Consider the following 14,762-nt stretch of genomic DNA (forward strand, 5'->3'; position numbering starts at 1 on the left):
TGAAACACTTGGGGTGCGTCAACTCTCGCGCCCCGCTCTACAGGTTAGGCGGACCTACCGGCCTCATCTTCTTGTGCAGCTGCTTCGATAAGCAGCAGCTCGTAAGCCTCAGTGCGGCTATAGAGCAAGATCAACCCCCAAGAAGCAACATAGATGACCAGTAGCGACACTGCTAGGAGGCCTTGAACAAAGGTCACTTCGCCCAGCGCCGCCCAGTCGCCTAGCCTCCAATCCTTGAACTGCAGATACAAAGCGGCGAGAAGTGGTATTACGCCTAACCGCTCCATCCCGCCCGTAACAAGACCCATGCGGGAGTGCATGACTTTGCGTCGTGCCTGAATGTAGCGCAGCAGACGGTCACGCTGGTTTCGGGGATAGTCCCGTAGCTGTCTCACGTACCCCATGTACTTACCGAAGTCGCGATCCAGCTCAATCGCGTAGTCACGCTTGCTATTCCGGAAGCTTCGCCACTCACGCTTCAAGAAAAGCGCCAGGAACACAATAAACCCGGCGAGCTCAATCGCCACACCACCCACCCCCCACCACACAGACAAGTACTGCGGAGATAGGGCCGAAGTGACTAGCGCGAGAACGGTACCCACCACGCCAACTACGAAGGCATAGCGTTCAACACGGCCCGGCGCGCTTCCTTTCGTGGCTGCAGCATAGGCATCCACCATTTCATCCATGCGCTCAAAGTCGAGCATCCTGTCTGACTTTCCGCTTTCGCATTCTGGACAGAAATCTACGGCGCTCATCCTTCTCCACCCTCCGACCCAATCTCAACGCTATAAGAGGTGCTCAAAATGAGCACTAGCTCATCCGCTAGAAGCACCGAAAGGCAGGCTGCCCCCCCACGGAAGATCACCAAATATCGATAACTGTGAAGCGTTCGAGCCAGCACCGCACCTCTTCTTTAGATCGCTTGCACGATCCCAGATAGAGGAGCCGCCCCGCATACTTGAGCTTGCGCAGAAGGTGACGAAGCTATAACGAAGCAGCGAAGCAACTACCGAGCCCGCGATCATGAGGAGCGGAACCATATCTCGACTGACGTCGGGAGATTAGCGTTGGTCTCCACTTTGGCCGTACCGAAGCTTGTAAGCATCAGCATCACCTATCGTAGTAGCTCTGGAAATGGATATTTCTACGTCCGTCAATTGACGACTCTCGCTGTTCTCCACCGCCTTGACCTGGACGTAAACTTGATCGCGGAACTGCTGAAACCTGACCGTGTCAAAAAGGTCACGCGAAGTCAGGATTGAGTAGCCGCTCCTCACCAACCCTAGGATGACAGCGAAACAATGTGACCTTGGATTCCGTCTAACGCTGCCTCGCACAGTCCACAGGAAGATCCCGCGGACCAGGGAAGAGAGAAGAGAAGCGATCGAGATCGCGCTTAGAAGGACAGTTCAAGGACCTGCCCCTTATCCCAGCTTTGCCGAGTTCAGTCGAGAGCACGGCATGCATGAACAAACCATTTTTCGACACTTCCCCAGGCTTTCAAGGGAATTAATAAGCAAGAGATCCCGATCAATCGAGAAGCTGCGCAGCTCGGAAGCAGGCAGGATTGATGCATCGCTTAGGAAGTTTCTTAGTCGCGGCGAACGAAAACTTAGCAAGGAAGTCATTAGATCGACGGCATTGAGCTGCAAGTCATCGATATGCCAAGTCCGGAAAGCGTGGAAGCGCTTGATTACATATGGTCGATCGCCAGGCCCGATTGCGAGCCGATGATGAAGCCTGCCCCCCGGTAAGCGAGCCCAATGCTCTAGACTTATGTTCCGCTACGAAACCCCTAGCTCAAAGGGACAGCATCATGCCGCGACTGGGAAACGTGGATTTTGACGATCGGATCCTTGATGCCATCAAGGCAAGAAAGCTGGTCATATTTGCAGGCGCGGGTGTCTCAATGGGGCCGCCGTCGAGTTTGGACAACTTCTGGAAGCTTGCTGAGAAGATCGCTCGTAACACCGGACTAACGCCAGAAGCTCCACTAGATCGTTTCCTTGGCATGATGCAGCATGGCGGCGTCGCTGTTCACCAGCGCGCCGGAGAGCTTCTCTCGCCAGAGGGGAGTGCTCCCAATGAACTCCACCGCGACCTAATCCGGATGTTTGGTGCAGCGGATCGTGTCAAGTTAGTCACGACGAACTTCGACCTTCACTTTGAGACAGCAGCGCAGGAGATCTTTGGTGGCTCGCCCGAAGTCTACAGAGCACCTGCGCTACCCCAAGGCTATGACTTCCATGGAATCGTGCATGTGCACGGCGCTCTACCGCATTTTTCCAGCATCGTTCTCACCGATGCCGATTTTGGTCGCGCGTACCTGACTGAAGGCTGGGCACGACGGTTCCTGTTAGACGTCTTCCGCACACATACTGTTCTGTTCGTAGGCTATAGCCACGACGACGTAGTACTTAACTATTTGGCCCGTGCATTGCCAGCAGACGGCTCAGCCGGGCGATACGCGCTTACGGATACTGAGGGAAGTTGGAACCTTCTCGGAATCCAGCCCATTCGGTTCGTCAAAGGCGAAGGCGCCGAGCAATTTCGGGAACTCTATCAGGGCGTTGCAAAGCTTGCGGAAAGGGTCGCGCGTGGCGCACTTGACTGGCAATCACGAATGTTGGAGCTCGCTGGGCGAGCACCCCCAGTTGATCCCGAGTTGGTTGGCGAGATCGAACAGGCACTGAGAGATATCTCTACATGCCGATTGTTCACTGACGTGGCGCGCGATGTTTCATGGCCCAGATGGCTAGACAGCAGGAAGCATTTCGAACCGTTGTTTAAGCCTGGCGAGCTTAGCGAGCGCGAACAACAGCTGGCGTTCTGGCTCGCCAGAAGCTATGCAATCGAGCACTATGATGAGTTTTTCGAGCTTATCGCGGGACATGGTTTACGACTCAACCCCGTGCTTTGGTATGCCGTGGGTCGAGAGTTGGGGCTAGATAAGGACAAACCCCTTGAGATCACCACTTTGCGACGGTGGGTCCTTCTACTACTTGAGACTTCGCCAGAAACAGCAGATCGCCATGTGCTTATGTGGCTTGCGGAACGTTGTGAGGCGCTCGGTCTAGTTGACGAAGCTCTGTCGCTTTTTTTGCGGATGTGCACCCACAAGTTTGAGCTCAGGCGAGGCTACGGTTGGCGCGAGAACAACGACGATGAGGAGCACTCGCGACTAACAGCCGAATGCTCTCTACAAACCGATCACTGGTCATTGAACCAAGTCTACGAGAACCAGATCCGGCCACATCTTTCCGAGATATCCCGGCCAATGCTATCCGGAATAGTCTATCGATTCGAGCGTATGCATGCTGACCAAGCTGCATGGTCAGGTACGCCGGACGAATGGGACTCAATGAGTTACCGGCGATCCGCGATCGAGTCTCACGAACAGGACCGGTATACCGAGGCATCCGACGTGCTTATCGATGCCGCCCGTGATGCCTTGGAGTTCATTGGCACAAGCCATCCCGATCAACTCGACTCACAGATCGAGCACCTTTCGCTATCTGCGCTTCCCTTGCTTCGCAGATTGGCCGTACACGCCGTAACGTCTCACTCGGGCATGTCGGCGGACGAACGTATTTCGTGGCTTCTGTCATATGTTGGAGTTAATTCATTCGCTGAGCATCACGAGGCCCATCGCTTGGCGGCACTCAACTATCCCCACGCAACGGACGCCACTCGTCGGGCATTAATAGACGCCATCGTGGCTACCTCTTTTGAGGACGCTGATAACCAGGCTGACGAATCACGTGCCCAGCGCTTTCAGTTCGATTGGTTATCGTGGCTACTGGCGGCGAAACCCGACTGTGAGCTAACGGCGACCCTTCTGGCACCAATTCGTGCGCGCTTTCCGCAATGGATCGTCTCCGAGCATCCAGACCTCACGCACTGGATGGGTTCCGCAGGGTGGGTCGGATCAAAGAGTCCCTGGTCTAGGGAACAGCTGATCGCGCAGCCGCCCAGTGCGCAGCTGGACGCTCTCATGGAGTTCAGAGGCACCGACTTCGACGGCCCAAGTCGTGAGGGGCTGCTCTCGGAAGTGCGGGATGCAGCCAAATCGGCTCCCGACTGGGCCTTCCAATTAGTCACCGAACTGGGGCAGCGGGCGCTATGGTCGTCCGATCTGTGGTCGGCGGCGCTTAGGGGATTTCAGGACGCAGAACTGGACAGCACACAGTGGCATCGCCTACTCGAAGCCCTCGCCCATGATGATCTGTACACAGTGCATGCCCGGGACGTCGCCGATGTCTTATTGCGGCTGGTCAAAGATGGCGGCAAGCCGTTCTCGCATGAGTTATTGGCGATCGCGAACCAGATTGCGCAGCACCTTTGGAGCGCGCTTGCCGCCGATGATGATGGAGGCTTCCACGACAACTGGCTTACGCGCGCCATTAACCGGCCAGGCGGAGTGCTGGTCGAATACTGGCTAGCCGCGCTCTCGCTTGATCTGAAGGACAAAGATGGCGTGGATTGGGCGATGCCACTTTACTACCGCGAGCGATTTACCGAAGCAATCCATGACCCGACATCGAGAGGAGCGCATGCACGCTCCGTGCTAGCGAGCCAAGCAGCCTTTCTGTTTCGACTTGACGAAGAATGGGTACGGGAGCACTTAGTACCCCTGTTCCAAGACCCGGATTCGCGGATTTTCGCTCAAGCGTGGCATGGCTTTTTTGCATGGGGACGACTGTACGCGCCGCTAGTTGAAGCATTGCTTCCGGCTTTTCTTTCGGCCGTAGCACGAGCCCCCATTGATCTGCCTGAACATCGCGCGCGCCTGATCGAGTTCTATGCAGCTTTGTGCGTATTTCACGTGGAAAATCCGCTGCAGCAGTTAATCCCCAACCTCTTCCAGCATGGTACGGAGGAAGATCGAGCCACTTTCGCGTCGCAGATCGAGCACATGCTTCGACAACTGGATGCTAGGGGCCTCGACAAAGTCTGGGACGGTTGGCTCTCCCAGTACTGGCGCGACCGGCTGCAGGGCGTGCTCGCGCCGCTTAATCCGAGTGAGTGTCGTGAGATGGTCGAGTGGCTTCCCCATTTAGGCGCGCACTTCCCAGCGGGGGTGCTGCTAGCGATTCGTATGCCGGCGTTACCCGCGGAACGTAGTCATGTCTTGTTCGAACTGCGGACAAGCGAACTAGTCGTTCGCTTTCAGGAAGCCACGGCGCAGCTTTTGATTTATCTGTCTGACGGCGTGGCGGGATTCGAACTTGCCTACCTCACAGAGGTGGCAGGGCGACTAGATGCCTTACCGGAGCCCGTCCGGCGCCGTCTACAAGAGGCTTTGGTACGTGTGGGCGCTCGCTAAACGGCTAACGGCGGTCGTCAAGCGTCATCGGGAGGCGCCATAGCCGGCCTGCGACCGTACCGACAACCAGCGTACCAGTACCCGACAGAACCCCTTTCCTTGAGGTCAGTCGGGGGTAAGTCGTTGCAGATATTGCCTTTTTTATCATCATAAATTGAAACATTGTTTCAATTTATGGAGTCGGTACCAATACCTGGCGTACGACCTTGACGTGGTGGGCCCACCAGGACTCGAACCTGGAACCAAAGGATTATGAGTCCTCTGCTCTAACCATTGAGCTATAGGCCCCCGCCACGGCGATTGTACCGGAGGCGATGGGGGGCAATGGCGTCGCGGCGTGCAGCGTGCGCAACTGCAGTGCGCGTTCGAGCACCGGGGGAGGCGCCATCTCCTCGGGCGTGCGCAGCCATCCCGATGTGCGCAGGGCGTCGCCCACTCGGGGAGACGCCGTCACGATGTTGATGGGTATGGACAACAGCATGCCCAGCACCACCGGCGCCATCCACGCGGCGAGTGCCGGCGACACCAGGTAGGCGAGCACGCCACTGAAGAGACCGAACACGGTGAGGCCGGCGTAACGCCGCACCAGGCTGCCAAGCGGGACGCTGCCGTCGTCGCGACGCTGCGTTTCCCAGCCCGAATCGCGGCCCGCCAACACCTCGGCCACGCCGCGCGACTGCACATACATGGTCACCGGCGCCATCAGCGCGGCCATCGCCGTCTCCAACAAGGCGCTGCCCGCGATACGCAATGCGCCCCCGCACTGGCGGCGCAACGCCGGGTCGAGCACCGTGGCGATGCATCCCATCGCCTTCGGCGCCAGCAGCACCGCCATCGTGAAATAGAACACCCACAGGAAACGCTCGGGATCGCCGCCCCGCCAGTACAGCGCCGGCGTGAACCCCGCGATATGCGGCTGTGCGAGATGGAAGCCGGCCTGCTGCAGCGGGATCGCCAGGCCGACCAGCATCAGCATCGCCCACATCGGCGCGGTGAAGTAGTGGCCGATGCCGACCAGAAGATGCAGGCGGCTGACCCAGTGCAGCCCGCGCGCGGGCAGCACGGCGCCGTGTTGCAGATTGCCCTGGCACCAGCGGCGATCACGCACCAGCATGTCGGTCAGCGAAGGCGGTCCTTCTTCATAACTGCCGCCCAGGCCGGGCGCCATGTGGATCGCCCAGCCGCCGCGGCGCAACAGGGCCGCTTCGACGAAGTCGTGGCTCAGCACCGCACCCGAGAACGGCTTGCCGCCGCCGAGATGCGGCAGGCCCGCATGGCGTGCGAATGCGGCCGTGCGGATGATGGCGTTGTGGCCCCAGTAATTGCCCTCGGCGCCATGCCACCATGCGATGCCGTGCGCGACCACCGGCCCGTAGACGCGGCCCGCGAACTGCTGCATGCGCGCGAAGAAGGTGCGGCCGTTGACGATCATCGGCAGCGTCTGCACCAGCGCCAGCGCGGGTTGACGCTCCATCGCCGCCGCCAGCCTGACCAGCGTGTCGCCCGTCATCAGGCTGTCGGCATCCAGGATGAGGAAATGCGGATAGGCGCCGCCGAAGCGGCGGACCCAGTCGGCGATGTTGCCCGCTTTCCGCTCGGTGTTCTTTTCGCGACGCCGGTAGTACACGCGGGCGTCCTCGCCCAGCCGGGCGAGAAGGTGCCGTACCGCCGCGAGTTCCTCACGCTGCACATCGGCGCGGGTCGTGTCGCTGAGGATGAAGAAGTCGAAGCGGTCGCCTTGCCCGCTCGCGGCCAGCGATTCATGCATCGCCTGCACACCGGCCAGCACACGCTGCGGATCTTCGTTGTAGGTGGGCACCAGCAGCGCCGTACGCGTCGTCAGGACAGGCAGTGGCGCGTCGGCCTCGATACCCGGCGCTTCCCCACGGCGGGAGAGCAGCAGGACGAAGCCCGCCAGAGCGCTGGAGAAGGACAGTGCGATCCACGCGAAGAGGGCGACGAACAACGCCAGCAGGACGGCTTCGAGCACATCGATACCATCGCCACGCAACACCCACCAGACTTGGTAGGTCGCGAACATCGTCAACACCGCCGCGGCGCCCATCACCAGCGCGCGACGCCGCCCGATCAGGGGCGGCGACGTCGGCAGCGCGCGTGACGAGCGCTCGCCGCTGCGCAGGTCCTGCACCGGCATGGGCAACGGCGATTCCGGGGGCAGCCATGTCTGCGGCTGCGGGGAACGGGAGGATCGGTCGTCGCTCATGGTCACAGGCTCCAGCGGTACAGCCAGGTTTCGGACAGCGGCACGTGCCCCTCCAGCACGCGCGCATGCAGTTCCACGTCACGTCCCTCCGCATCTCTGTGCGGATGGAACTCGAAGCTCAGGCGCCAGCCCTGCGTCTCGGGATTCGGATAGACCACCGCACCCACCACATCGCCGCGGGCGGCCCAGACGTCGGGCATCAGCTTCGCGTCCTTCGGCATGGATGTCAGGCGTCCGCCTTGCAGGTCGATCACCACCAGCCGGCGCGCCGGGTCGGGCGCGGCGCCGATGCGCGTATCGGACACGATGGCGAGGTCGTTCTTCCAGCGGTGCGTGTCGCACCAGTGCATCCTGTAATCGAACCGGTGCTCGCGGCCGGCACGCAGCGGCTGCCGGGGACGCCAGAACGCGACGATGTTGTCGTGGTACTCATCGCCGGTGGGAATTTCCACCAGCGTCACCGCCCCCTTGCCCCAGTCGCCCTTCGGCTCGATCCACAGGCTCGGACGCTGGTGATAGCGCGCTTCGATATCGGCGTAGTCCGCGAAACCGCGCTTGCGCTGCATCAGGCCGAAAGCGCGCGGTCGTGCGTCGGCGAAGGCACTGATCTGCACGCGCGGCGGATTGCTCAACGGCCGCCAGATCTGGTCGCCATGACCGTTCAGGATCGCCAGTCCATCCGAGTCGTGCACGGCAGGACGGTAGTCGTCGGTCCCGACGCGGTCGCCCGCATCGAATTCGAACATGCTGGTCAACGGCGCGATACCGGCGCGCACCAGGTCAACGCGCGGATAGAGCCGCGACTGCACGTCGATCACCGTTTCCGCACCGGGCCTCATGTCGAAGCGGAACGCGCCGGCCACGCTCGGACTGTCGAGCAGCGCGTGCACGACCAGATGGCCGGCACCCGCCGCAGGCCGCTCGATCCAGAAGGCGCGGAAGATCGGGAATTCCTCGGCACCGGCATCGCCGCTGCCCAGCGCCAGGCCGCGCGCGGACAGTCCGTAGGCATGGCCTTTCCCGAGCGCACGGAAATAGCTCGCACCCAGGAAGGCGATCAGTTCGTCGTAAACATCCGGCCGGTTGAGCGGTGTGTGCACGCGGAAGCCGGCGAAACCGAGATCGCTGCCGAATTCGGGCTTGACGCCCGGCGGGAACGAGAAGAGCGCGGGGTCGTACGGGATCGGCGTCGCGCGGCCTTCATCCACGCGATACAGATCGACGCGCTGCTTGAACAGGAAGCCGCGATGGAACATCTGCAGGTGGAACGGCAGGCCCTCCTTGCGCCAGATCGCCTGCGACGGATCGAAGCGCAGGTCGCGGTACGCGTCGTAGCCGGCGGCATCGAGCGCGGCCGGCAACCGCTCATCCGGTGCGCGGTAAGGCTGCCTCGCGATCGCCTGTGCGAGGCGTGGAACCGTTTCCAGAGTGAATCGCGTGGAGGCTGCCGCGCTGCTCGCGGTCGTGGACGTCTGTGCCATCGCGCGCGGCATGCCGCCCAGCAATGCGATGGCGAGGACGGATTTCACTGCATCCCGTCGCTGCACGCGGAAATCTGACTCGTGGGGTGCGGTCAGTCTAATCACGCCGGCGTGATGAAGATGAAAAGGCAGGCGCCGCGGAAAGACGCGCTTCGCACCAGAAAGAAACGCGGCCCTCAAGAGCCGCGCTTCGTTGGTGCAAACAGCGGTTCGCGATGTCAGTCGATGTCGAGGAAGCTGCGCAGCTGCTCCGAACGCGACGGATGACGCAGCTTGCGCAGCGCCTTGGCTTCGATCTGGCGGATGCGCTCGCGGGTCACGTCGAACTGCTTGCCGACCTCTTCCAGCGTGTGGTCGGTATTCATGTCGATGCCGAACCGCATGCGCAGCACCTTCGCCTCCCGCGGCGTCAGGCCGGCGAGCACGTCGCGGACCGTTTCCGACAGGTTGATGTTGGTGGTGTTCTCGATCGGGGACTCGACGTTGGTGTCCTCGATGAAGTCGCCCAGGTGGGAATCCTCATCGTCGCCGATCGGCGTTTCCATGGAGATCGGTTCCTTCGCGATCTTCATGACCTTGCGGATTTTGTCCTCGGGCATGTCCATTTCCTTGGCCAGCTCCTCCGGCGTGGCCTCGCGGCCGTATTGCTGGAGCATCTGGCGGGAAATGCGGTTGAGCTTGTTGATCGTCTCGATCATGTGCACCGGAATACGGATGGTGCGCGCCTGGTCGGCGATCGAGCGGGTGATCGCCTGGCGGATCCACCAGGTGGCGTAAGTCGAGAACTTGTAGCCGCGACGGTATTCGAACTTGTCCACCGCCTTCATCAGGCCGATGTTGCCTTCCTGGATCAGATCGAGGAACTGCAGGCCGCGGTTGGTGTACTTCTTGGCGATGGAGATGACCAGGCGCAGGTTGGCCTCGACCATTTCCTTCTTCGCCTTGCGCGCCTTGGCTTCGCCATAGGCCATCGCACGGCTGATTTCCTTGATGTCGGCCAGCGTCAGGTGCATCGCCTGTTCGACGGCGATGGTGGCTTCCTGCTCGGCGACGATCTGCTCGCGCACGTCGCGCAGGCCGGACGACCACTTCTGCTTGCGCTTCAGCACTTCGTCGACCCAGCCGAGGTTGGTCTGGTTGCCTTCCCACGCACGCAGGAATTCCTTGCGCGGCATCTTGGCGACGTTGGCGCACAGGTGCAGCACGCGGCGCTCGTGGTCCTTCACCTGGGCCACGACTTCGCGCAGCTTGCGCACCAGCGTGTCGGTCAGCGGCAGCGGCAGCTTCAGGGTGACGAAGGTCTCGGCCAGCTCGGCGCGCAGCTTGGCGACCGCCTTGTTGTCCGCGCCGTTCTTGGCGTACGACTTCTTGAACTTGGTGTAGCCGTCAGCCAGCACCTGCATGCGGCGCGCGACCTCTTCCGGATCCGGACCGGTCGGCGCGGCTTCCTCGGCGGTGTCGTCGCCATCCTCTTCGTCGTCATCGGCCTCTTCGGCGCCTTCGGCGACTTCCTCGGCGGCCGGCACTTCCGGCGCCGGCTCCTCGACGTCGTTGAATCCGACGACGACCTCGGCCAGGCGCTTCTTGCCGGCCTTGTGCAGTTCGTACTCTTCCAGCAGCAGTTCGATCGACCACGGGAAGTTGCCGAGCGATGCCTGCACCTGGCCAAGGCCTTCCTCGATGCGCTTGGCGATGGCGATTTCGCCCTCGCGCGTCAGCAGCTCGACGGTGCCCATCTCGCGCATGTACATGCGCACGGGGTCGGTGGTGCGGCCGCCTTCGGTATCCAGCGAGGTCAGCGCGGCGGCGGCTTCTTCGGCCGCGGTCTCGTCGACTTCGCGATTGCCGGTGTTGCCGTCGGCGAGCAGCAGGGTTTCGGCATCGGGGGCAACTTCATGGACGTCGATGCCCATGCCGTTGATCATGCCGATGATGTCCTCGATCTGCTCCGGGTCGACCAGGTCGTCCGGCAGGTGATCGTTGACTTCGGCGTAGGTCAGATAGCCCTGCTCCAGGCCCTTGCTGATCAAGAGCTTGATGTCGGACTGCTGCGCAGGACGTTCGTTGGCCATGGAGGTTGCGCCACCGGGAGTGAGGAAGGGAGAACCCCGTATTATACCAGCCCGGACCGCCCTGGGCTTCTACGCCCGGCGTCCGCGAAGGGGCGAACGTCAGGGACGGAGCAGGAAGGTCACGGGCCCGTCGTTGACGAGGCTGATCACCATATGGGCACCGAAAAGGCCGGTTTCCACCCTGCCCGCATGCGTTTGACGACATATCTCGACCAAGCGGTTGAAGCCCTGTTCAGCCTCGGAGGGCGGTGCCGCGGTCGTGAAGCTGGGGCGCATGCCTGAACGGGTATCCGCCGCCAACGTGAACTGGCTGACCAGCAGCAGCCCGCCCCCCGTGTCGGCGAGGGAACGGTTCATGCGACCGGCCTCGTCGGAGAACACCCGGTAGCCCAGCAGCCGCTCCGCCATGCGCCGGATCTGCGCATTGGTGTCGCCCGGCTCCAGGGCAACCAGCGCCAGCAGGCCGCCTTCGATGGCGCCGACGACACGCTCGTCGACCGCTACGGAAGCCCGGGTCACGCGCTGGATCAGGGAAAGCATGAAGGGACGTCCGGACGGGGTGCAACAGGATAACGGCCCCGCGTCATCAGGTCCGGCCGGGACCGCCATGCGGGTTGGCTACACTCGACGGATGAAACCGGACACTTTGGCCGCTCTCGGCTACCACGCTGCCGCCCTGGTGGGGCGCCTCCCCTGGTCCTGGCTGCGCGCGCTCGGCGATCTGATGGCATGGGGCTGGCGCAAGGCGGACGCGCGCGAGAGCCGGGTCACCCGGCGCAATCTCGAGATCGCCTACCCCGACCTGCTGCCCAGCCAGCGCGAGGACCTGCATCGCGCCATCCTCCGCACGACCGCCCGACAGGCCCTGGAAACCCTCCGCTTCTGGACCCGTCCGCCCGCCGAGAACCTGGTCCACCTGCGCGAACGCCACGGCGAGGCGCTGTACGACGCTGCGCTGGCCAGCGGCAAGGGCGTGATCGTCGCCGCGCCGCATTTCGGCAACTGGGAGCTGCTCAACCAGTGGCTCGCCTCGCGCGGTCCGCTGGCCATCGTCTACCGCCCTCCGGCATCGCCCGCAGGCGACGCCTTCCTGCTGCGCGTCCGCGGCGCCGACAACATCCGCCAGGTGCGCGCCGAAGGTCCGGCGGTGCGGCAGTTGTGGAAGGTACTCAAGGAAGGCGGAGCGGTCGGCATCCTGCCCGACCAGCAACCCAAGGCGGGCGATGGCGAATTCGCGCCCTTCTTCGGCAAGCCGGCGCTGACGATGACGCTGGTTTCGCGACTCGCCGAACGCACCGGCGCCACCGTGCTGTTCGCATGGTGCGAACGGGTCGGACCCGGACCGGACTTCGCGTTGCACGTCGAGCCGGCCTCGCCCGCGATCGCCGACGCGGACCCGGTGGCCGCCGTCGCCGCACTCAATGAAACCGTCGAACGGATCGCGCGCCGCGATCCCGCGCAGTACCAGTGGACGTACAAACGCTATACGCTGCGGCCTCCGGGCAGCGGCGAGGACACACCCTATCGCTGAGGTCCGCAGGGGATGGGGAGCGCGGCGCGACGACGACGTTTCCTCGACGCTTTCATGCAACAAGGACGCGCCAGCCGCGATGACCGACGACATCCACACCCTCGCAACGCCGGACGCGACACCCGCGGACTGGCAGGCCCTGCCCTCCCGCGGCGCGTGGCTGGCCGCCCTCGGCGGCGCGACCCTGCTGTTCCCGCTCGGGTTCCCCGTGTTCTTCATCGCGCACTCCACCGACCTGGTGTCGCCCTGGCTGGCCGTGCCCGTCGCGGCCATCATCGGTGCTCTGGTCGGTGCCTGGATTGCGGTCAAGCGCCACCGGCGCACGCGCTGGCGCCTGGATGACCGGGGCTTTGCCGTGCGTCGCGGCAATTGGTGGCAAAGCGAAACCCACGTGCCGATTTCCCGCGTGCAGCATCTCGATCTCAAGCGCGGCCCCCTGGAGCGTGGCGCGCGGCTGTCGACGCTGGTCGTGCATACGGCAGGCACGCGCATGGCGGCGGTCTCCGTCTCGGGATTGGATGCGGACGACGCCGAACGCCTGCGCGAGCGCCTGGCTACGCAGGTCGACCACGACGACGCGCTGTGATGGACGACGCCATCCCCGGCACGCCTCCGGACGAACGCCGCCTGCACCCGTGGTCGTGGCTGTTCGTGCTGCTGCAGCAGCTCAAGCAGTTCATTTTCCCGCTGGTCGCGCTGCTGATCTTCGGCGCCCGCAGGAGCAGCGACGAGGGCGAGATGTGGGCGTCGCTCGCGCCGGTCATCGGCATCGCGGTGCTGGTGGTGCTGGCGATCCTGCAGTACTTCACCTATCGCTACACGATCGGCCGCGACGGACTGACGGTGCGTGAAGGCCTGCTGCACCGCTCGCGCCGGGAAATCCCGTTCTCGCGCATCCACAACGTGGTGGTGCACCAGTCGTTGTTGCACCGCGTGTTCGGCGTTGCCGAGGTACGGCTGGAGTCGGCGGGGGGCGCCAAACCCGAAGCGCAGATGCGCGTGCTGGGCCTGCGCGATGCCCTGGCGCTCGAGGATCTGGTGCGGCACCAGGCGCAGGGAACCGGACCCCTCGCATCCGGGCCAGGCACGGCGTCGCGCGACGACGGCACCACGCTGCTGTCGCTGTCCACGATGGAAGTCCTGCGACTGGGGCTGATCTCCAACCGCGGCATGATCGTGGTAGCCGCCGCTTTCGGCGCCATGTGGCAGATCCTGCCGGAGAACAGGATCGAGCACGTGTTCCGGCAAGGCGCGCAGCAGGCCTACGGCTACGCCGAAGACCTCCACGTCGGCTGGCTGGGCGGCGCAGCCGGCGGCATCGCCCTCATCGGCATCGCGCTGGCGCTGGTGCGCCTGCTGTCCGTTGCATTGGCCCTGTCGCAATTCCACGGTTTCCGGCTGACCGAAGAGCCGCGTCGCCTGATGGTGGAACGCGGCCTGTTCGCGCGACTCCGCACCAGCGTCGCGCGCCGGCGCATCCAGGCATGGACGCTGCACGAAGGCGTGCTGCACCGCCTGTTCGCCCGCCGCTCGCTGCGCATCGACACCGCAGTGGCGGAGAAGTCGGGCAGCCAGGATACGCGGGCGCTCAAGGATCTCGCCCCCATCGCGCGCCCTTACGAATGCGATGCGCTGATCAATCACCTGCTGCCGCATGCGGCATGGCCGCGCAAGGACTGGCACGCGGTGGACGCGTCCGCGCGCTGGCGCCTGTGGCTGCCGTCGCTCGCGTGGCTGCTGCCGGTGACCGCGGTCGTGGCGTGGCGGTTCGGCGCCTGGGTGTGGTTGCCCGGACTGGCATGGATGCTCGCTGCCGCCTACGCCGCGCACCAGCAGGCGCATCGCATGGGATGGGCGCTGGACGACCACCTGGTCGCCGTGCGCAGCGGCTGGTGGTCGCGTTACTGGCGCTTCGCCGAGATCGACAAACTGCAGGCGCTGCGCCTGTCGCGCTCGCCGCTGGACCATCGCTGCGGCACCGCGACGCTCTGGCTGGACACCGCCGGTGCCAGCGGCATGTCCGCGCCGCTGGCGCTGCGCTTCGTGCCCGAGGCGGATGCCCGGGCGGTCCACGATCGATTGACCACGGCACTGGCGCGACGCCGCCTGCACTGGTGACCCGATG

The 14,762-nt window shown here is 63.4% G+C and carries 9 protein-coding genes and 1 tRNA gene; 4 read left to right on the top strand and 6 right to left on the bottom strand.

Annotation, left to right across the window (positions count from 1 at the left end):
- Window positions 1–44: 44 nt before the first annotated feature.
- A complete protein-coding gene (locus AC1Q5B_RS02390; protein WP_492630142.1) occupies window positions 45–758 on the bottom strand; it encodes a hypothetical protein in 714 nt (237 codons plus the stop codon).
- Window positions 759–1,819: 1,061 nt separating this feature from the next.
- Here AC1Q5B_RS02390 and AC1Q5B_RS02395 point away from each other — a divergent pair.
- Window positions 1,820–5,329 (top strand): DUF4020 domain-containing protein, encoded by a 3,510-nt coding sequence (locus tag AC1Q5B_RS02395; RefSeq protein ID WP_492630143.1) that lies wholly within the window; start codon window positions 1,820–1,822, stop codon window positions 5,327–5,329.
- Between the two features lie 212 nt (window positions 5,330–5,541).
- Here AC1Q5B_RS02395 and AC1Q5B_RS02400 read toward each other — a convergent pair.
- The 5 genes from AC1Q5B_RS02400 to dtd form a co-directional block, all read right to left on the bottom strand.
- A tRNA-Ile gene (locus tag AC1Q5B_RS02400) sits at window positions 5,542–5,617 on the bottom strand.
- Window positions 5,580–7,553 (bottom strand): glucans biosynthesis glucosyltransferase MdoH, encoded by a 1,974-nt coding sequence (mdoH, locus tag AC1Q5B_RS02405; protein ID WP_492630934.1) that lies wholly within the window; start codon window positions 7,551–7,553, stop codon window positions 5,580–5,582. The genes AC1Q5B_RS02400 and mdoH overlap by 38 nt, the downstream gene beginning before the upstream one ends.
- Window positions 7,554–7,555: 2 nt before the next feature.
- Window positions 7,556–9,082 carry an OpgD/OpgG family glucan biosynthesis protein gene (locus AC1Q5B_RS02410; RefSeq protein ID WP_492630144.1) on the bottom strand — a complete coding sequence of 509 codons (1,527 nt, stop codon included), beginning with the start codon at window positions 9,080–9,082 and terminating at the stop codon, window positions 7,556–7,558.
- A gap of 170 nt (window positions 9,083–9,252) precedes the next feature.
- Window positions 9,253–11,106 carry an RNA polymerase sigma factor RpoD gene (rpoD, locus tag AC1Q5B_RS02415; RefSeq protein WP_492630145.1) on the bottom strand — a complete coding sequence of 618 codons (1,854 nt, stop codon included), beginning with the start codon at window positions 11,104–11,106 and terminating at the stop codon, window positions 9,253–9,255.
- Between the two features lie 99 nt (window positions 11,107–11,205).
- Window positions 11,206–11,646 (bottom strand): D-aminoacyl-tRNA deacylase, encoded by a 441-nt coding sequence (gene dtd, locus AC1Q5B_RS02420; RefSeq protein WP_492630146.1) that lies wholly within the window; start codon window positions 11,644–11,646, stop codon window positions 11,206–11,208.
- A 91-nt stretch (window positions 11,647–11,737) separates the two neighbouring features.
- Here dtd and AC1Q5B_RS02425 point away from each other — a divergent pair, with 91 nt between their 5' ends.
- From AC1Q5B_RS02425 to AC1Q5B_RS02435, 3 genes are all read left to right on the top strand, one after another.
- On the top strand, window positions 11,738–12,637 hold the full coding sequence (locus AC1Q5B_RS02425; protein ID WP_492630147.1) for a lauroyl acyltransferase: 900 nt from the start codon (window positions 11,738–11,740) through the stop codon (window positions 12,635–12,637).
- A 79-nt stretch (window positions 12,638–12,716) separates the two neighbouring features.
- Window positions 12,717–13,223 (top strand): PH domain-containing protein, encoded by a 507-nt coding sequence (locus tag AC1Q5B_RS02430; protein WP_492630148.1) that lies wholly within the window; start codon window positions 12,717–12,719, stop codon window positions 13,221–13,223.
- Window positions 13,223–14,755 (top strand): PH domain-containing protein, encoded by a 1,533-nt coding sequence (locus AC1Q5B_RS02435; protein ID WP_492630149.1) that lies wholly within the window; start codon window positions 13,223–13,225, stop codon window positions 14,753–14,755. The genes AC1Q5B_RS02430 and AC1Q5B_RS02435 overlap by 1 nt, the downstream gene beginning before the upstream one ends.
- The last annotated feature ends 7 nt before the right edge of the window (window positions 14,756–14,762 follow it).

The sequence above is a fragment of the Pseudoxanthomonas sp. GW835-FHT14C01 genome (genome assembly GCF_058793715.1).

Coding starts and splice junctions, on each gene's coding strand:
- AC1Q5B_RS02390 (WP_492630142.1), bottom strand. CDS start 758: ATGAGCGCCGTAGATTTCTGTCCAGAATGCGAAAGCGGAAAGTCAGAC.
- AC1Q5B_RS02395 (WP_492630143.1), top strand. CDS start 1,820: ATGCCGCGACTGGGAAACGTGGATTTTGACGATCGGATCCTTGATGCC.
- mdoH (WP_492630934.1), bottom strand. CDS start 7,553: ATGAGCGACGACCGATCCTCCCGTTCCCCGCAGCCGCAGACATGGCTG.
- rpoD (WP_492630145.1), bottom strand. CDS start 11,106: ATGGCCAACGAACGTCCTGCGCAGCAGTCCGACATCAAGCTCTTGATC.
- dtd (WP_492630146.1), bottom strand. CDS start 11,646: ATGCTTTCCCTGATCCAGCGCGTGACCCGGGCTTCCGTAGCGGTCGAC.
- AC1Q5B_RS02425 (WP_492630147.1), top strand. CDS start 11,738: ATGAAACCGGACACTTTGGCCGCTCTCGGCTACCACGCTGCCGCCCTG.
- AC1Q5B_RS02430 (WP_492630148.1), top strand. CDS start 12,717: ATGACCGACGACATCCACACCCTCGCAACGCCGGACGCGACACCCGCG.
- AC1Q5B_RS02435 (WP_492630149.1), top strand. CDS start 13,223: ATGGACGACGCCATCCCCGGCACGCCTCCGGACGAACGCCGCCTGCAC.